This window comes from Pseudarthrobacter oxydans (assembly GCF_034258515.1).
Classification (GTDB): domain Bacteria; phylum Actinomycetota; class Actinomycetes; order Actinomycetales; family Micrococcaceae; genus Arthrobacter.
This window is the reverse complement of the sequence record NZ_CP139438.1, coordinates 2,030,774-2,048,224: the sequence shown is the minus strand read 5'-3', so window position 1 is coordinate 2,048,224 and position 17,451 is coordinate 2,030,774. Positions and strand designations below refer to the sequence as shown.

Sequence of the window (17,451 nt, the reverse complement as noted above, 5' to 3'; positions counted from 1 at the left end):
GGGCCGGACAACGGGAATTAGCGGTCGTGACCTGCGCGCCGGAGGATCCGGTGGGCACGCTCAGTGACCGGCCGGTCGACCATCTGCCCATCAACCTGGGCAGCGCCGCCTTCTGCATCGAGCACAGACTTCGCCCATGCCACATCGGCGTCATTTGGGGTGAACTCGGCCCTCACTACCGGCACCTGTGCCGGGTGAATGCATAGCTTGCCCGCGAAGCCGAAATCACGTCCCAAACGCGTGGATCCCGCCACCTTGACGAGGTCCTTGATGTTCATTGAAGGAGAATCCAGGGGCCCGGCGATACCTGCGGCTCGTGACGCATTCACAAGAGCGGCACGGGCGTAATCCAGTACCCGCTCCTGTCCGGATGCGTTGATGTCAAGAGCGTAGTCAATGGCGCCGAAGGCAAGGCGCGTAACGCCCGGTATCCGGGCAATGCTCAGCGCGTTGACGACGCCACGGGCCGACTCAACCAGCGGAACCAGGGCCAGCGAGGGGGCGCTTGCACTCTGCAGACGCTTCGCGAGGTGCTCAATGACTTCCGGCTCCTCAGCCTTTGGAAGCATCACCCCCAACAATCCGTGGCCCGGCTCCCTCGCCAGATCGAGCAACTGGTCGATGTCATCGGAGTAGTAGCACGAGTCTGCGGCGTTGACGCGTACCAACGAGCGAAACGGTGTCCCCTGGTCCGGCGTCAATACTGTCACCGCTGCCGACAGGGCTGCGGGTTTGGCGGCCGGAGCCACGGCATCTTCAAGGTCGATGATGACCATGTCTGGACCGGCGGCCGCCGCCTTTTTGAATCTTTCCGGCCTGTCCCCGGGAACGAACAATGCCGTGATCCCGGAGGCGGTCACGTCTGCCGGTGCCACCGCCGCAGACAAGACGTTCCGCCCGCTCATCGCGGATCCTCGATCGCCGGCAGCGTGGTCTCTGAGGGGCGGGCCTGGGAAACGTCAGGCAGGTGCCCACGCTTGTAGACCATGAACGTACGCCGGTAGGAGATGACGATCGACCCTTCGTGGTTGAAACCTTCCGTCGCGACCGACACCAGACCAAGGCTCGGCCGTGAGCGCGATTCCCTTGTCGCGAGCACCTTGGACCGTGAATAGATGGTGTCGCCCGCAAATACGGGGTTGGGCATGCGAACCTCATCCCAGCCCATGTTGGCGAAGACGTTCATGGAAAGGTCGATGGTGGATTGGCCGGTCACCAATGCCAGGACGAAGGCCGAGTTGACCAAGGGTCTGCCGAATTCCGTCTCCTTGGCGAAGTGGCTGTCCACGTGGGTCTTGGATACGTTCTGGGTGACCAAGGTGAACCATTGGTTGTCTGACTCGGTGATTGTCTTACCAAAGGGGTGGTAATAGATCTCCCCTGGATTGAAGTCCTCATACAGCCGGCCTGTCCAGCCGGGTATAACTGTGGACTGTGTTTCAGGCATGCCCCGTCCTAGAGTTTCATGATGACGGTCTTGGTTTCGGTGTAGGCGTCGAGGGCCTCGTAGCCCTTTTCCCGACCGTACCCGGACTTTTTGAATCCGCCGAATGGCAGTTCAACTCCACCGCCGGCGCCGTAGGCATTGACGTAGACCTGACCAGCGTGGATGTCGGCCGACAGCCGGTGGGCGCGGGCGAGGTCGCGGGTCCAGACGGCGGACATGAGCCCGTACTCGGTTCCGTTGGCCAGGGCGACGGCTTCTTCTTCCGTGTCAAAGGCCATGGCAACCAGCACCGGACCGAAAACCTCTTCCTGGGCGATCTTGGACAATGGATCAACCCCGGAAATGAGAGTGGGCTGGAAGAAGGCCCCCTCCCCAAGATTCTCGGGAATGCCACCGCCGAAGACGATTTCACCGTCAGCCGCGTCGACCATACCGCGAACCCTTCCCTGTTGCTTGAGCGACACCAGCGGGCCGAGGTCTTTGTCTTCCAGTCCGGGTCCAATGGAGGTCTTGCGGAAGTTGTCGGCGATCTTCTCCAGCATCTGGTCATAGATGCTGGAGTGAACCAGGAGGCGCGACCCGGCACTGCAGGTTTGTCCGGCATTCGCCAGAATGCCCTTGGTGGCATAGAAGGCTGAAGCGTTCAGGTCAGCGTCTGGAAAGACCAGATGTGCCGACTTGCCGCCCAGTTCCAGCATGGCGGGGACGACACGTTCTGCGGCGGCTGCGGCGATTACCGAGCCGATCTGTGTGGAGCCGACAAACCCGATGTGATCCACATCAGCATGCGCACTTAGGGCTGCACCGGCCTCGGATCCGATTCCGGTGACGACGTTAAGTACCCCGCGCGGGACCCCTGCCTGAATGGCCAGTTCAGCGATCCGTACGGCGGTGCGGGGCGTCTCGTCAGCTGGCTTGACCACTGAGCAGTTACCCGTCGCGATGGCCGGCGCAACCGCGCGGGAGAAGAGCTGCATCGGGTAGTTCCACGCAAGAACGTGGCCTGTGACGCCAAAGGGCTCGCGGCGCGTGTAGACATGCATGTCGGACTGCAGCGGGATTGTCAGGCCGTAGTAGGAGTCGATGGCACGACCGTAGAACTGGAAGTACCGGGCGGCAATCGCAGCATCGGCCCGGGCCTGGCTCAGCGGCTTGCCCGCGTCCTCGGACTCCATCCTGGCCAGTTCGTCCTGATTTTGCAGAATCAGTTCACTGAGCCGAGTCAGCAGGTTAGCGCGTTCTTCTGGGGAGGTGCGTGACCACGCCTTCTGCGCACCTCGGGCCGCTTGGACAGCCCTATCCACCTCGGCGTCCGTTCCCCGGGCCACGGCGCCCAGCGACTGTCCGGTAGAAGGATCGATGTTCAGGTAGGACTCGGGAGAATCTACAAACTCGCCGTTGATGAAGCTCTTGGTGTGCGACATGAATGGTTCTTTCTGGCTCGAAATCTACTAGTTCTCGTCTATGACCAGGCCGGCGCGCGTCACTTCGCGCGCCTCGGCGGCTTTCAGCGCTTCCCGGACATTGGTGATGGCAAAGTCCGCATCCACCAGGTCTTCCCAGGGGAACTGCGGTGTGGATTCGATGAAGGACACAGCCTTGCCGAGGACATTGGCGGGGTAACGAATGGATGCCCGGATCTGGACGCCGGAACGGGTGAACAGGCCCGGGTCGAATTCGGTGAACTTGTTCGGGCTGATGTTGCCGATGGAAACCATGATGCCGCCAGGCCTTACGGATTTCACTGCTTCGGAGAATGCGCCGGGAACGCCGGTGAGATCAATGACGACATCCGCGCCGCCGTGGGTAGTTTCCCTCATCAGTTCAACACGGCCGTTTCCATCGTCGGGAAATGACAGGTCAATGGTGTGGTGGGCACCGAATTCGCGGGCCTTTTCCAGGCGCTGGGGTGCCATTTCTGCCACGAAAACCTCTGCGCCGATTTGGCTCGCGACAGCTGCTGCGCAGACTCCCAGGCCTCCGGCGCCGAGAACGATGACTTTTTGTCCACGCCTGATTTCTCCGGTTTCGCAGCCCGCGTACACCTGAGACAGTGCGCAGTTCGCAGAGGAGACGGCCTTGCTCGATATGCTGTCGGGAACCTTGTACACGTATTGGTCCGGACCGACACTGTAATGGGTGCCGAACGTGCCATGAAAATGCGGCGCAACGTCGGCCTGGGTGGCCCACCCGTCGTACGCGTTACGGCAGAGGTTTCCTTGTCCCGCGTTGCACTCTCGGCAGCGTCGGCATGCCTGAAAATAGGTGGCAACCACCCTGTCGCCCTCGTGGAGTTCATTGCCTGCGAAATCCCGCGTGACTCCGAGACCGAGGCGTTCAACCCTCCCCACGCCCTCATGGCCCAGGACGCAGCCAGAGCGGACAATCGGATGGTGCCCGTGCAGGATGTGCACCTCCGATCCGCAAACGTTCGCGCGGATCATCTTCATCAACATGCCGCCTGCAACCGGATCCGAAAGCTCGTACTCCCGCTGATCCACTTCGTCCGGAGCCGCCAGGACCGTGGTCATGCCTTTCATCGTTTCTCCTTTGAACCGCTCCGGAGCATCGTTGTGCAAAGCGCTTCGGCCCTGATGCCGCCCCGAAAAGTAATGCATCATCAACCGTAATAATGCATTATCTAGCATGTTCAGTTTTTGCAGCGGTGTCAAGCGTCACCATTAGCCCGCCAAGTCAGGATTGAGCATCACGGGCAATTTAATGCATGGTTTGTCGACCTGCTCTCGGCCGAGACCATCGGCACCCTCGTCGTCGAGGGCTCACCCATCTAAACGTGCTAAGGGTTCCGAGGTACTCAGTTCCGCGTCCGTGATCCTCAAGGAACTCTCGTGGCGGTGAAGAACGGCCGGGTAAGCCAGGCAGACCATCGTGCCCTGCGGCCTGACCACGTCCCGGGATCCGAGGACCAGCAAGCGGGCCGACAAGTACATTGTCGGCAGCATCGAAGAGCACAAGCTGTTCGCCATCATGGCTACTTCCCCGAGGGACTTCCGAACGTCGTCGCCTAAACGGGTGAAGTGATCGCCGACATTAAGCCCGGCTGCGAGAACTCCGACCAGCTCATCGTCAACAGCAGCATCGGCTGACGGTCTGCGACGGCGTCGTCGGCCGCTCCATCTACGACCGCAGTTAGCAGTGCCGATGGCTTTGGACATTCGTGCAGACGACTTCAGACTGTCCGCACCCCCTTTGGCAGGACAAACGGCGCACCCCGAAGCTCCCGTGCCTTAGAGGAAAGAGCTTTCCGAGGAACTTTCGCGCCAACATCGGCGACGTCATATGGAGTCAGCAGCCCCGGACCCTGAACAGGTGTTGGCCACCCCCGCCCAACCCGACAGAACCAAAACGAGGAACCGCGGAACGCCAGCCACAGCAGGCGGAAGGCCCACAAGCCAGGGTCTTGAACCCGCCATCTCACACACCTCAATAGGCCGCTGCGGCGGCCAGGCCCGAGCCCGCGCCCTGGCGTCAGAGGGACGCCACCCCAAGCTCTGCACACCTCAAAGCAAAATCGCCTCTGACGAGGGAAAACATTGTGCGCGAGGTAGGACTCGAAACTGTCGTCCTGGCCGTGCCAACACTGGGAACCCGCGAAACATGCGGAATCCGGAGCACTGTGACTGCTACACAAGGCCGTCCAAGACGAACAGTATGGACATTGGCTACTCCCCTTTTCCGGCATTTTCAGGTTACTCCGAATGGCAGCGGCGCCGCCGAAGCAAGGGCGAGCAGCTCCAGGTTCTCGCGTTCGTCGAACCCACGATGCTATCTATGCCGGGATGCCCGCGCCGCGCTCACGCACGGGACAAGACCGGATTGCTGAACACTCCAATCGAGTCATGGCCAGCTGCCCTTTCCATTTCCGCCGCCTCAAGCACCGTCCTTAAGGCCTGACGGCCTCAAGAGTTAGAGATGCCCGCATTCAACGGTGTCGGGCATCGCCCTCTGGCGCTTGTGGGCCGGTTCTCGCATTGACGGCTCAAGCCAGAATTCCCGTTTGAGGCTCTGGCGGCCAAAGGGCAGGAGGCGTAGCGTCGATCACAAAGGCAGCCGGGCCGGTGGGCAAGGCCTGTTGGCCAGTTCCGGCAGCATGGGATTTTCCCAAGGAGGCAGGCATGGCAGGGTGGAACGCCGACACTGCGGCCGGGCCCTTAGGGGCTGGAACAGTCACATTGGTGGAGGGCTCGTCCTTCTGTATCTCCATGCCGAATGGAGACATCCATCCGGAGCATCCCCACGGCCTTTTCGTCCAGGACACCCGGTATGTTTCCACTTGGGCCCTGACGGTTAATGGGCAGCCGCTGGAGCCGCTCGCGGCCGAGGTAAAGGAGCCCTACCGCGCCCTTTTTGCAGGACGCGTCCCGCGTTCTGATGGTTATGCGGACAGTCCCCTTATTGTCGAACGGCTGCGCGAAGTGCGTGCGGGCATCCGGGAACAACTCACGGTCCGGAATTTTTCCCTGATACCCATGGAGTGCGTCATCCAGCTGGTGGTTGGGTCGGACTTTGCCGATTTGTTTGAGGTCAAGGAAGCCAGGAACCAGAGGCAATGGGAGGAGCACCGGCGCGCTGACGTTGGAGTGCTGAGAATCCACGGCCGGTGGAGGGACGTCGAAAAGGACATCGTCATCAATGCTCCCGATGCTGACGTGACCACCGACGCCATTACCTGCCGGGTCATAATCCAGCCAAGGTCGGAATGGTCCACGACTGTCATCGCCGTGCCGGCCACGGGAAAGGCCGGCCAGCCAGCCTTCAGCCACACGGGCGGGGAGTTGTCTCCCAGCGATCGGCGCCACCGGGAATGGGTAGCCAGAATCCCGATGCTGCGGATGGGAAATCCCGCAATCGAACGGACCCTCCAGCGCAGCTACGACGACCTGGGAGCGCTGCGAATCGAGGACCCAGACCATCCGGACCGCGTGGTGGTGGCCGCCGGAGCGCCCTGGTTCATGACCATTTTCGGCCGAGATTCGCTCTGGGCCTCTGAAATGGCGCTTCCGGTGGACCCCTCCCTGGCGCTGGGCACGCTGCAGACATTGGCCGACCGCCAGGGAACCGTCGTTGATCCCGTCAGCGAAGAGGAACCTGGCAAAATCCTCCACGAAGTAAGGCTCGATGTCTCAAGCGGGCTCTCCCTGGGCGGAAAATCCACCTACTACGGCAGCGTGGACGCCACCCCTTTGTTCGTTGACGTCCTGGGGGCCGTCAGCCGCTGGGGATTTGCCAAGGAAACCATCAACGCATTGCTGCCCCATGCGGACCGGGCACTGGAATGGATCCGCGACTACGGCGACAAAGACGGCGACGGTTTCGTCGAATACCAGCGGCTCAACCCCAATGGCCTGATCAACCAAGGGTGGAAAGACTCGTGGGACGGCATAAATTTCGCCGACGGGCGGCTGGCGGAGCCGCCTATCGCGCTCTGCGAAGTCCAGGCCTATGTCTTCGCTGCATACTTGGCCCGAGCATGGATGGCATACGACGCTGGCGACTATGAGGTCGGAGACACTTACGCTGACCGCGCAGCCGTCCTGAAGAAGCGGTTCAACGAGGAGTTTTGGATACCCGAACGCGGCTACTACGCCGTCGCCCTCGACGGGAAAAAGCAAAAAGTCGACGCATGTGCCTCCAACATGGGCCATTGCCTGTGGTTGGGACTAGTGGACGACGACAAGGCCGCGCAGGTGGCCGGGCACCTGATGTCCCCGGAGATGTTCAGTGGCTGGGGTATCCGCACGCTCGCAAGCGACATGGGCGCCTATAACCCCGCCAGCTACCACAACGGTTCCGTGTGGCCGCACGACAACGCGATCATCCAGGCGGGCCTGGTCCGGTACGGGTTCGTGGAGGAGGCACAGCGGATCTCCACGGCGCTCCTGGAAGCTGCCGACTTTTCCGGCGGCCGATTGCCGGAACTTTTCTGCGGGTTCAGCCGCGACCAGTTCACCGAACCCGTCCCCTATCCCACCGCGTGCTCGCCCCAGGCATGGGCAGCGACCTCACCGATCCTGCTGCTAACCAGCCTGATGCGCTACGACGCCCACGTCTCCCGCGGCGGAGTCTGGCTGGACCCCGTACTGCCGAAATCCTACGGCGACCTTCAGATCACCAACGCGCCGCTGGGCAGCAACCACGTCACCATCAACATCACAAACGCAGTCCCCAGCATGGAGGGCCTACCCGAAGGAATAACCTTCCACCGAGGGCACCGTCCCTGGATCACCGAGCTCGTAGAACAAGCCAGCCGAGACCGCAGAACCTGACGAATAGGGCCAGGAGGATCGACAATCCGGCTACATTTCCAGCCGAAGGTCCGGGTTGTTGTGTCGGTTGTCCCATCTTTTCTCATCGTTCTGGACAGGAACGGCCGGCGTGACCGCCGGCCGTTCCTGTCCACTCTGCTCTCCTTGAATTCTGGCCGGTTATCCCTTCGGGGTCACCTGCAGCCTGTCGAAGGAGGCCTGTTTGCCGTCCTGGTCGAGGACCACGACGTCGTCGCGTCCGTTCTGGACGTCAGCCGGCAGGATGAACTCCACAGTGTTGTGAGTGGTGGGGAAGAACCAACCGATGCGGTGGCTGTGCTTGTTGAGGTAGACGTAGTACCACTGGCCGTATTCGAGGCCGTTGAGGACCACTTTCTGGCCGTTGCGGTATTTCTCCGCGGTGCCCAGATCGAACGGCGGAAGCTGTTCCTCAAGGTCCTGCACGGTCAGCGCCGGAATGGTTTCCGGGCGCGCCGGCTGCAGGTCCAGGACGGTTTCGCCGCCGGCCAGCCCTATCCGGGCCGCCTACCCCCGATTACAGGGCCAAGCCACTACAGACGGCCGTGGAAGTTATTCTGGCCGTGACCGCCGTCGTGGCTGCCTTCACTGTTCCCACCCCGGAAGGCTCATGGTCCTCATCTTGGACGTTCGCCGGCGGGACCGCCACGGCCGGGCTGATGTTCGAGTTCTGGGCCCGGGGCCTCCCCACCGCTCTCAACGCCCGCAGCTCAATGTCCTCGGGGCCAGCATCTAGATCCACGCAACGCCGGGTAGTCATGGATTGCGGGTAGGGCTTGCGCTACGAGTCAAGGCCACCATTTGCGAACCATATCGTAAGCATGCTTATGATAGGTGCAGCCAAATGCGAACGGCACGGAGAATCGAGGAGGGCGCGCTCAGCGAACGGGGCGCGCTTTTTTTCGTGCGCAAGCGTTACGGAGTTGCGCCCGGGTCTCCGGTCATGCCGTCCTAGACTTTCGCCATGCACCCCTTAGCGGCAATTGGCCTGGTGTTCCTTACCGGGCTTGCCTGGATGGTCACCACCCTGGCCTTGTTGATTGCCCTGGCCAAACCCCGGCGCCAGCCTCCGGCTGAAATCAGGCACGAAGTCCACGTGGAGGCCCAAACGACTGATGGCGAGGCAGCGTAGCATCGGCCGGCTAGAGGGTTGCCCGCTCAGGAACACTTGGCAGCTACTTGGGCAGAGTGAAGAAGCTCTGGGAACCGTCTGGATGATGCACTGAGGCCTCGGCGCGGAGGACCTCAAGCTCAGCAATGTCCACAAGCCGCCGGCTCCCGGTGAGCACGTCCATCATCCAAAACAACTCATGATTGGGGGCAATCTCCGTCACCTCACCGCGGTGGACAAGGGTGCCCTTGTAGTAGGCCTCTAGGTAGTCACCGGAGGTGAGCTCACTGTTGGAGCGAATGATTGCGCCGCGGGAATCGGTCAGGTCGGAATTGTCGTCCATGCTCCCAGCCTTGCGCTCGAAGGTTACTAGAAGGTAACCGAGGAGAGACGCCTTCGGCGGCCCCTAAGGGACGGATAGTCCGCTCCGCTCTACGCTCGGTAACTGGAACGCCGCTGACCAACCTGATGACCCCGTCCCGGACGTTTCCCTCAAGGTAGGCAATTGCCCATTCTTCCAGCCGGCGGGCGCTCCAGGACGGCATAGTAAAGAGCACCTCACGGTCCTCACAGATGACCCGGGTGATGCCACGCAGGAAATCCCGTGGAACACGTAGGAATCTACTTGCGACTCAACACTCTAGCTGGCAGTCGATGATGAACTGCTTCAGTAGGATGGCGTCGGCATCGGCGTAGAGGGCGATGAGCCCCCGGTTGATTTCGAGCCGGCGGGGCAAACGGGATAGAGATCAGCCGTGAAGTTCTCTTGATCCCGTCGACGCCTACGTGACAGCTCCGATCACCTGGCGCACCACTCGCGGGGAACGGACTCACGTTGAGCCTCCCGCGGGTGACGTTTTCCTGTCGCCACGAGGAACGCGAGCCTATAATTGTTGTACCGAAAATCACTGCACCGCAGGGCACGCAGGAAGGTCGCTGACAGCCGTGGTCAGAAACCCATTCAGGAACACCCACCATGCACACGGTGACAGGATGAAGCCGGATGGCCATCGATCATCCTGGCTTAAGCGCGAAGACTCAGCAATAGCCCACGGCCACAGCAGCCTTTTCTTCCTGGCCCACGATACTCCGCTTCCTCCGTCGGCTACCTGCATTCAGGGACACGAGCTTCTGCCGGGAGAGACAACCTGCAGCCAGGGTCATCCGATCGGCTGACCCGTCGCCGGGAACCCGCGCGCCAGGCCCTTGGCACTAATCCAGGTTCAGAAGTAACCGCACACGGATCCGAGCCTTCGTCGCCTGCCATCCTTGCGCTGCCCTGAGAGGACGATTGGCTTACCACCACTGGGAGAGCGCCCAGCCATCTCTGGCGCCGCCCCCCATCCTTGTCGACTCCGATCTGATTGGCAGCGCGCCATGATCCAATACTGGCCGTCGCGTCTCCACAATAGAACACGGAATCAGTGCAGCCGGACTCGGCCACTACCGCAATGGACTGACTGCTACCGCGGGAGCCGAAAGAAGCTCTTCGGGTCGTCGGCGCCCAGCAGGGCGTGGTGGAAGGCAATAGCGTCCACGGGCCGGGCGTCAACGAACAGGACCGCGACCTCCTGGAGTGGACCACCGTGTACTACACCAAAAGACAGAAAGATCCTGTCAGTCCTCAGCACTGACACAGGTGTGCGCCTGCTACGCCCACGGGACCGATTCAACCGAGTCCACCGCGAATGGCTTGGCCGCCGAGCGCTGCAGGGGACGACGAAGGCGGACCTGGTACAAACCATCCCTGAACGTGACGCGGGGATCCAACTGGACAACCAAGAGGGGCTCTTCGCGGGCCGCGTCCACCCTCAACACTATTCCCTCACGCCGGCCGTCCACGAGCAGCGGTGTGGCCGGCTCTACCGCGGTCTCCCTCAGGCGGTTCTGAAATTCCGCCGTGGCCGCCAGGAAGAGGATTCCATGGGCGGCCCCAACGACGCGCAGGGGAATCACCATGTCACGCGGCGGGTGTGCGGGAGAGGGCGGAGCTTGCACCTGATAGTGCCGGGCAGACGACGTCCTGGCTGCCTTCAATACCCGGTCGCATTCCGGGCAACGGGTGCGCCTCCCGACGTCGGCCACCATGGTCACCAGCAGTCCCCTGGGTGCGTGAGCCCACTTGTCGGCCACAACGTGGCACCACGCCGGGTGGTACTCGTTCCCGTACTTCATCACGTAGACCTGATCATCGCCGAGGAGGGGCATCCCCTCCCGCCAGGCGGCCGGCTCGATCGGCTTGGGCACGCCGAGGTCACCGGCTCTCGCATCGGCGGGGCGGCCCGCATTAAGGTACTTGCGCAACAACGGACTGCGTTGCCTTTTTGACTGTGGAATCCCAGGTCCTTCCTGTGCAACGGGAGTGCGATCAGGCACACCCTCATTACCCCCTACTCAGCTTGCGTCCATTTCCCGCAAGTTGCCAGCCGGGACTGTATCTTTCTGTCCGTACCAGGGCGCGAAGTTCCGCCAGGATGCTTGACGCGTGATAATTCCCCCCGAAGTCATGCTGCCTGATCTCAGTGCCCCGATGAATGAGCAGAAGTTCCATCGCTGCTTGTCATTCTGATAAGCCCCCATAATCGCCGGGCGCGTCCTCCGCGCAAGCAGGGCGCTACCGCGCCGACCCCGAACCGAAACTTCATCACACAAACAGCGAAGCATTGCCTGCAGATGAAGTTTCCCCCGGCGCCGGTCCCCAAGTTGCACTCCGGCCCCTCAGCCCACGGGTGGTCCCCTACCAGAACGACGCCCACAATCAACAACCGCAGAAAACCACAACAACACAAAGGGTGAAGGGATCCAACGGGGACATGCATCAGTTGGCTTCTGGCCCCAGGAAAGCCTCGTCCGCATCACCATGAAGGACAACAGCATCGGACCGACCCCGCGCATCGACATCCCCCGCCAACCCGGCCAGGAACTCCCCCAACGCACGCGCCGTCGCCCGCATAGGGCAGATTGCCAGGAGCGAGCCGATGAGCAGCACGACGTCGCCGTGAGCAAGGTCCCAGATCGCGGCTTCGGACCAGTATCCGGTCTTTCATGGACCCTGGGCCCGCCCCGAGGTACTCTGGCCTGCAAAGCTCTGGGGTAAAACGGGGCTCACTGCGCCGGCGGGGACGCCGTTGAACCGCATCCGGGGGGATTCGATGACCACACCGGTCCGTGCCGAAGACGAACAGCGTTCTCTGGCAGACGAAAGCTCCGGGGACGGACCCGCAACCTCAGAGCCCGGCTCGACGAACTTCACCCTCACCGTTGAAAGCGAACGGATTCTCCGGATTACGTTGCGTCCCGGAAGTCAGATTACTGCCGCGGACGGAACCTCCGTGCGGGAGCGCTTCCTGACCCTGACCGGAGGCGCGGGCTGCGCGGTCTTACTGCAGGTCACGGGCGTTGAGCATGTCAGCCGCGATGCCGTCCGTGTCTTCAGTGAAGCCGTAACCGTCACAGCCTTTGCAATCCTCGGCAGCACGTCGGTGGACCGGGTCATCGCCCACGGGCGGCGCGGACTGCCCCTGCCAAAGTGCCCGAGCAGGTATTTCACAGACGAGCAGGAGGCTTTGAAATGGCTCCGCTCTGCTAGCATCCCGGCCGGGGCATGCGCCTCATGACCCCCGACCCTAAGCGGCCCGGTTCCACGGCGCGGAACCCGCCCCACATGCCTGATCGAGGGATTTCCAATTCGCTGCGAGTCACACGCCCATGGATCACCGCACCGTTCGTGCCCGTTAGCGGAACCCTCTGCGGCACTTTCCGCTAGGCTCCGGACCATACTTTCGTCCTGGATCATTCTGATTTCACTTCACGCAGTCGCCGGATAGGCAGCGGAGAGAACACAGACGGTGACGTGATCCATTTCCGTGGTGGCTGCGGTGAGCTGTGCGGTGATCCGCGAATTTTCCAGATCAGGGCGGGCAACGACGACGAGGGTGCGATGCGGGGTTCATGAAGGGTTGTGTTCTTTCACAATCAGGTTCAAAGCTACGCAATCCGTGCCGATTTGCTGGAGACGGCCAGCGTCGACCGGGGTGGCCAGCAGAGCAGCAGTCCGGGATTTAGGGGCGGGGACAGGCATCGTGGACGATGCGTCGGGCCAGGCCCAGGGCGCGTGTCCCGTAGGCAGCGCCGTCGAGTACGGAGCCTGTGGCATAGGCGCCGTTGAGGATAAGAAGAAGTTCATCCGCGAGCTGGTCGGAGTCGTTGGCGTCGGCCTCGGCGGCGAGGGAATGGAACCAGTCCCGTACCTTCTGCTTGTGCTCCACGGCCACCAAATGCGCCGGGTGCTCCCCCTCCGGGAACTCGGTGTTCGTGTTCAGCATCGGGCACCCGCGATAGGAGGCTCCGGCTGTGTCACCGGCGAGTACCTCAAAGACGGCTACGAGCTTGTCGCGGGGGTCCGGGAATTCCTCGGCAGCCTGCCGCATCCGTTCGAACCAGGCTTCCGCGCGGCTCTGCACGTAGGCGGTGGCGAGAGCGTCCTTGGTGGGAAACTGGCGGTAAATGGTGGCGTTGCCGACGCCGCATTCCTTGACCACCGTGTCCATCCCGACGGCCCGGATGCCGCGCTGGTAGAACAGGCGGGTCGCCACTTCGAGAACGTTGCGCCGGTTCTCTTCGCCGGTCTTGCGTGCCACGGAAATCCCACTCCTATTTGAACTCTCACCAGAGGACTTGCTGCTTCAAGTTTGACAGACGGATCGATCCGTCACAAACTGTGGGAGAACGATCCGTCACATCGGATCCAGTCATCGACAACGGGAGACAGCCCATGAAGACCGCCATTCTCGGAACCGGCACCGTAGGCCGCATTATCGCCGCACGGCTGGTCGAACTCGGACACGGTGTCACTATCGGCACCCGCGATCGTGAGGCCACACTTGCTCGCACGGAGGCCGACGCCATGGGCAACGCACCTTTCGCCGACTGGGCAGCGGAGAACCCCGGCGTCGCCCTGGCCGGCTTCGCGGACGCCGCAGCAGGGGCTGAACTCATTGTCAACGCCACGAATGGCGCCGCTTCCCTGGACGTCCTGGCCCAGGCCGGGGTGGAACACCTCGACGGCAAGGTCATTCTGGACATCGCCAACCCCCTCGACTTCAGCCAGGGCATGCCGCCGACCCTGTTCGTCAAGGACACTGATTCACTCGGCGAGCAGATCCAGCGCGCTTTCCCCGCCGCCCGAGTCGTGAAGTCGCTCAACACCCTCAACGCCGATCTCATGGCCCGTCCGGGTAACCTTCCCGAAGCCAGCACGGTCTTTGTCTCCGGGAATGATTCTGCCGCCAAGCAAACCGTCACGGAACTGCTAAAGGAGTTCGGCCACCAGGATGTCATCGACCTCGGCGACATCACGACAGCGCGGGGCACCGAAATGCTCCTCCCCGTCTGGCTCCGCCTTTGGGGCGCACTCGGCACACCTGCCTTCAACTTCAAGATCGTCCGCTAGGACACTGGACAAGGCAGCAGATCACCGTCCGCCACAGTGGCCCGGAAGCTGCACCTCATGGCAAGGGTTCCGCGCGATATAGCCGAGCATCTCCGCGGTATTCATGGCTGCCGAAATCAGGCCGTGAACGCTGGGGATAGTCTTGGGCGCCTTTTCCTTGGCCATCATCGATTTGGCCCAGTGATTGAGGAGCCGGTAGTCGATTTTGTCGACCAATGATGTTCCGGATGTGCAGGTCCAGCATTACCTGGTACGTCCTGGTGGTTCCACTGGACGGACGGGTCAAAAGATCGATGTGTTCCTGGACGACCTCGGCAACTGTGGGAACGCGGGTCTCGTTTGGCAGGATCGCATGCTGGGCGACCTCGTAGGACTGACCATTCGCGTCCAGCAGCCGTTTGAGCGTTTCAGCCTCAGTTTCGGAGGCAACTGTTAGGCCCTGCTGCTCGCGACTCTTCGGGTCCCGCCAGGACGCCATATAGGCACGTCCGACGTTTTCTTCATACGAAGGAGGGGATGGGCTCTCCACACTCCTGCTCATCCCCTGGTGCCAGTCTTCGAGGCGTATTCAGTCGCTTGGTGACGTACTTGACGGATGTAGGCGTCGGACTGGTTGTAGGCGTAGATCGCCTCGGTCCACCCGTCCGTAGTGGTGAGGTCACGGCCACCGGAACACAGATACGTCGCCGCACTGAGGGCGGCATCATCGATATTGAATGGATCCGCCGTGCCATCCCCGTTCCCGTCCCGCCCGACGAGCTGCCACGTGGAGGGAATGAACTGCATCGGTCCCACAGCACGGTCCCAACGGGAATCCCCGTCCAGGGCACCCGCATCTGTGTCGGCGATAGCGGCGAAACCGGCACCGTCGAGAACCGGGCCCACAACCGGTCGGCTCACCTCCCCCGCGGCGGTCAGGCTGCCGCCGCCGTACGTCCCGTGTGCTGTTTCGACGAAACCAACGGCCGCCACAGTGTTCCAACCGATCCCGCACGTCGGAGCAGCAACATCCACGGCCGCGGCAACATACGCCCGCAGCGCGCGTTCAGGGATCCCGGTCTGCCCAGCAGCCCGGACAACCCAGTCAGCATCCGGGTTTCTGGTGACATTCACGGCGGTGGTCATGCCGCCAGGCAGCATCTCGAGCTCAGCCTCCGCTCGCGGCGGTGGAGAAAAGGCACGCCGCGCTTCAACGCCAGCTTGCCCAAGCGCCCAGGACAATGAAGCGGTTGTGACACAAACTGCAAACACGATTAGAACCACGAGGCGTCCGAGACGAAGCACCAACCAATCAAACCACCGTAGAAGTCATGCTGCCTGTTCTCCGCACCCAGATGAATGAGCAGAAGTACGAACTGCTTGTCATTCTGATATGCCCCCACGATCGCTGGGCGGGTCCTCCGCGCAACCAGGGCGCTACCGCGCCGACCCCAAGACCGAAAACTTGCCAGACCGGAGGGGAATGGCTTCGAAACGAAGTTTCGCTCCCGACACAGGTTTCCCAAGTTGTACTTCGGCCCCTTAGCCCAGCGGGTGGTCCCCCTACCAGAACGACACCCACAACCAATAACCGGAGAAAAGCCCGGCAACACCAGGTGAGGGGAATCAACGGGATTATGGAAAAGCTTACGATTAGAACACCATCAGAGGTCCTCAGCTTTATGGGGCACACCCTGGGTTTTCGGCCACAGGAGAGATTCTGTTTGCTTCCGCGCCTAGACGTCTCGGGCTACTTAGACCCGCGCAGCGAAAAGCTGCCCAATATTTGGCGTTTCCTCAACACTGCCTCAGCGCGTTCCTGTCATTTCGGGGATTACTTGAGTCGAAACTGATCTCCGTGCAACTCTTCATTGTCACGGGTTCTGTGCCGGAGGAGACTTGAGGCGACGGCATCCCATCCCGGACCGCCCGCGGGGGCCACCCGGCTGCAGGGCCTCACAGTACCCCTGCAGCGGCTTGGTGGATCGATGAGTTCCATGACACCCCTCGAACTGGCCGCTCAGCGGCCGCGCCATCTCTTGCCCTTGGTGGCTATCGCACTGATTGGATGTCTCGGCGGGTGCCAGTATGAGTCCGACGACGTCTCTCTCCCGTCCGCGAGTACTCCGACTACGGAGGTTCGCACGGTCCCACCGCTGCCGAACGGCGGCGACACTCGCACGGTCCCACCTCTGCCGAAGAATGGCGACATCGACGCCGGCACATACCTCGTCCTCGTCCCCGGCTACACGGAGCCTTTCGAGATCACCGTCCCAGACGGCTGGAAGTCCTTCGACGGCGACAGCGTGATCAAGGACGACCCGGATCACCCGGATGAATGGGCCGTTTACCTCACTTTTTGGCCCGCCGACTATGTGGCGACGGACGCATGCACGTGGGTGGGCAAGCTCGCCGAGGTCGACTCGTCGCCTAAGGCCTTCGTCGATGCGATGGCGTCGCAGGCGTCAACGGCAAGCACCCCTGCCGTCGAGGTCATGGTGGGCAATTACTCCGGCTTCGAGTTCGACCACTCCGTCGAGGGCGACGCGGACATCACAGCCTGCGACGGCGGCAAGTTATGCATCCACTCAGGATCCTCATACGAATGCTCACGCTGGTACTCAAGCGTGGCTGAACGCGAAACCTACCGGGTGGTCGACTTGAACGGCCAGCGCGCTGTGATCGCGGTGAGCCAACTCCACGAATCGATCAACCCGGAGCTGACGAGAGAGGCACGCGCCGTCTTCGACTCCATCGTGTTCAGGTCCGGCAAGTGACCAGCTGATGCGATAGGCGATCCCGCCTGTGGCGCCGACTCATTGCATGGGCAAGCAAGACTACGGCATACCGGCACTAAGCCCGTGGGAGCCTGAAATAGGCCTTCGGATCATCGGTACCCAGCAGGTCATGATGGAAGGCAATGGCGTCCACGGGCCGGGTGTCAACGAACAGAATCGCCACATCCCTGTAGTGGACCACGGTGTAGCGAGTCAGGTCTTCGACCCAGGAACGGATCCCGGTGTACTCCTCGACGAACAACCCGTCACCGAGCAGGCCCCGCCCCCTCGAGCAGGTCGTAGACAACATTCCAGGCGAGATCCATCAGTTCGTGGATCGCCGCCTCAACTGTTGGAGCCGTCATAGGACCATGGTGCTC

The 17,451-nt window shown here is 61.9% G+C and carries 16 protein-coding genes; 5 read left to right on the top strand and 11 right to left on the bottom strand.

The annotated features are described in order from the left end of the window. Positions 1-17 precede the first annotated feature (17 nt). The 4 genes from SMD14_RS09285 to SMD14_RS09270 are packed head-to-tail and all read right to left on the bottom strand — an operon-like array spanning position 18 to position 4,119. On the bottom strand, positions 18-905 hold the full coding sequence (locus SMD14_RS09285; protein ID WP_321216104.1) for a CoA ester lyase: 888 nt from the start codon (positions 903-905) through the stop codon (positions 18-20). Then, a complete protein-coding gene (locus SMD14_RS09280) occupies positions 902-1,447 on the bottom strand; it encodes a MaoC family dehydratase (RefSeq protein WP_321216103.1) in 546 nt (181 codons plus the stop codon). Before SMD14_RS09280 ends, SMD14_RS09285 begins: the two co-directional genes overlap by 4 nt. An 8-nt stretch (positions 1,448-1,455) precedes the next feature. Beyond that, positions 1,456-2,871: an aldehyde dehydrogenase family protein gene (locus SMD14_RS09275; protein ID WP_321216102.1), complete on the bottom strand. Its 1,416-nt coding sequence runs from the start codon at positions 2,869-2,871 to the stop codon at positions 1,456-1,458. Between the two features lie 27 nt (positions 2,872-2,898). Next, the gene (locus SMD14_RS09270) at positions 2,899-4,119 is read right to left on the bottom strand and encodes a zinc-binding dehydrogenase (RefSeq protein ID WP_321216101.1); all 1,221 of its coding nucleotides are present in this window, start codon (positions 4,117-4,119) and stop codon (positions 2,899-2,901) included. A gap of 1,464 nt (positions 4,120-5,583) precedes the next feature. On the opposite strand from SMD14_RS09270, the gene SMD14_RS09265 reads away from it, so the two are divergent. Further along, positions 5,584-7,734, top strand: a complete 2,151-nt coding sequence (locus tag SMD14_RS09265) for a glycogen debranching N-terminal domain-containing protein (RefSeq protein ID WP_321216100.1) — start codon at positions 5,584-5,586, stop codon at positions 7,732-7,734. A gap of 159 nt (positions 7,735-7,893) precedes the next feature. Here the strand turns inward: SMD14_RS09265 and SMD14_RS09260 are convergent, their stop codons facing one another. Further along, complete coding sequence (locus SMD14_RS09260) at positions 7,894-8,178, bottom strand: hypothetical protein (RefSeq protein ID WP_321216099.1); 285 nt, start codon at positions 8,176-8,178, stop codon at positions 7,894-7,896. Positions 8,179-8,716: 538 nt separating this feature from the next. Here SMD14_RS09260 and SMD14_RS09255 point away from each other — a divergent pair. After that, complete coding sequence (locus tag SMD14_RS09255) at positions 8,717-8,884, top strand: hypothetical protein (protein ID WP_321216098.1); 168 nt, start codon at positions 8,717-8,719, stop codon at positions 8,882-8,884. A 43-nt stretch (positions 8,885-8,927) separates the two neighbouring features. Here SMD14_RS09255 and SMD14_RS09250 read toward each other — a convergent pair whose 3' ends face one another. Beyond that, positions 8,928-9,206, bottom strand: a complete 279-nt coding sequence (locus tag SMD14_RS09250; RefSeq protein ID WP_321216097.1) for a hypothetical protein — start codon at positions 9,204-9,206, stop codon at positions 8,928-8,930. Between the two features lie 1,307 nt (positions 9,207-10,513). Continuing rightward, complete coding sequence (locus tag SMD14_RS09245) at positions 10,514-11,167, bottom strand: hypothetical protein (RefSeq protein ID WP_321216096.1); 654 nt, start codon at positions 11,165-11,167, stop codon at positions 10,514-10,516. Between the two features lie 848 nt (positions 11,168-12,015). On the opposite strand from SMD14_RS09245, the gene SMD14_RS09240 reads away from it, so the two are divergent. Continuing rightward, a complete protein-coding gene (locus SMD14_RS09240) occupies positions 12,016-12,480 on the top strand; it encodes a hypothetical protein (protein WP_321216095.1) in 465 nt (154 codons plus the stop codon). A 444-nt stretch (positions 12,481-12,924) separates the two neighbouring features. Here the strand turns inward: SMD14_RS09240 and SMD14_RS09235 are convergent, their stop codons facing one another. After that, positions 12,925-13,503: a TetR family transcriptional regulator gene (locus tag SMD14_RS09235; protein ID WP_321216094.1), complete on the bottom strand. Its 579-nt coding sequence runs from the start codon at positions 13,501-13,503 to the stop codon at positions 12,925-12,927. Positions 13,504-13,637: 134 nt separating this feature from the next. On the opposite strand from SMD14_RS09235, the gene SMD14_RS09230 reads away from it, so the two are divergent. Beyond that, a complete protein-coding gene (locus SMD14_RS09230; protein ID WP_321216093.1) occupies positions 13,638-14,315 on the top strand; it encodes an NAD(P)-binding domain-containing protein in 678 nt (225 codons plus the stop codon). 21 nt (positions 14,316-14,336) lie between these two features. On the opposite strand, the gene SMD14_RS09225 is transcribed toward SMD14_RS09230, so the two are convergent. After that, positions 14,337-14,531: a hypothetical protein gene (locus SMD14_RS09225; RefSeq protein WP_321216092.1), complete on the bottom strand. Its 195-nt coding sequence runs from the start codon at positions 14,529-14,531 to the stop codon at positions 14,337-14,339. A 321-nt stretch (positions 14,532-14,852) separates the two neighbouring features. After that, positions 14,853-15,440 carry a lytic transglycosylase domain-containing protein gene (locus SMD14_RS09220; RefSeq protein ID WP_321216091.1) on the bottom strand — a complete coding sequence of 196 codons (588 nt, stop codon included), beginning with the start codon at positions 15,438-15,440 and terminating at the stop codon, positions 14,853-14,855. Positions 15,441-16,291: 851 nt separating this feature from the next. Between SMD14_RS09220 and SMD14_RS09215 the strand changes: the two genes are divergently transcribed. Continuing rightward, positions 16,292-17,071 (top strand): hypothetical protein, encoded by a 780-nt coding sequence (locus SMD14_RS09215; RefSeq protein WP_409339714.1) that lies wholly within the window; start codon positions 16,292-16,294, stop codon positions 17,069-17,071. Between the two features lie 76 nt (positions 17,072-17,147). Here the strand turns inward: SMD14_RS09215 and SMD14_RS09210 are convergent, their stop codons facing one another. Next, positions 17,148-17,381 (bottom strand): hypothetical protein, encoded by a 234-nt coding sequence (locus SMD14_RS09210; protein ID WP_321216089.1) that lies wholly within the window; start codon positions 17,379-17,381, stop codon positions 17,148-17,150. Positions 17,382-17,451: the final 70 nt, after the last annotated feature.

Coding starts and splice junctions, on each gene's coding strand:
- SMD14_RS09265 (WP_321216100.1), top strand. CDS start 5,584: ATGGCAGGGTGGAACGCCGACACTGCGGCCGGGCCCTTAGGGGCTGGA.
- SMD14_RS09285 (WP_321216104.1), bottom strand. CDS start 905: ATGAGCGGGCGGAACGTCTTGTCTGCGGCGGTGGCACCGGCAGACGTG.
- SMD14_RS09275 (WP_321216102.1), bottom strand. CDS start 2,871: ATGTCGCACACCAAGAGCTTCATCAACGGCGAGTTTGTAGATTCTCCC.
- SMD14_RS09240 (WP_321216095.1), top strand. CDS start 12,016: ATGACCACACCGGTCCGTGCCGAAGACGAACAGCGTTCTCTGGCAGAC.
- SMD14_RS09250 (WP_321216097.1), bottom strand. CDS start 9,206: ATGGACGACAATTCCGACCTGACCGATTCCCGCGGCGCAATCATTCGC.
- SMD14_RS09220 (WP_321216091.1), bottom strand. CDS start 15,440: ATGACCACCGCCGTGAATGTCACCAGAAACCCGGATGCTGACTGGGTT.
- SMD14_RS09255 (WP_321216098.1), top strand. CDS start 8,717: ATGCACCCCTTAGCGGCAATTGGCCTGGTGTTCCTTACCGGGCTTGCC.
- SMD14_RS09210 (WP_321216089.1), bottom strand. CDS start 17,381: ATGTTGTCTACGACCTGCTCGAGGGGGCGGGGCCTGCTCGGTGACGGG.
- SMD14_RS09215 (WP_409339714.1), top strand. CDS start 16,292: ATGACACCCCTCGAACTGGCCGCTCAGCGGCCGCGCCATCTCTTGCCC.
- SMD14_RS09230 (WP_321216093.1), top strand. CDS start 13,638: ATGAAGACCGCCATTCTCGGAACCGGCACCGTAGGCCGCATTATCGCC.
- SMD14_RS09280 (WP_321216103.1), bottom strand. CDS start 1,447: ATGCCTGAAACACAGTCCACAGTTATACCCGGCTGGACAGGCCGGCTG.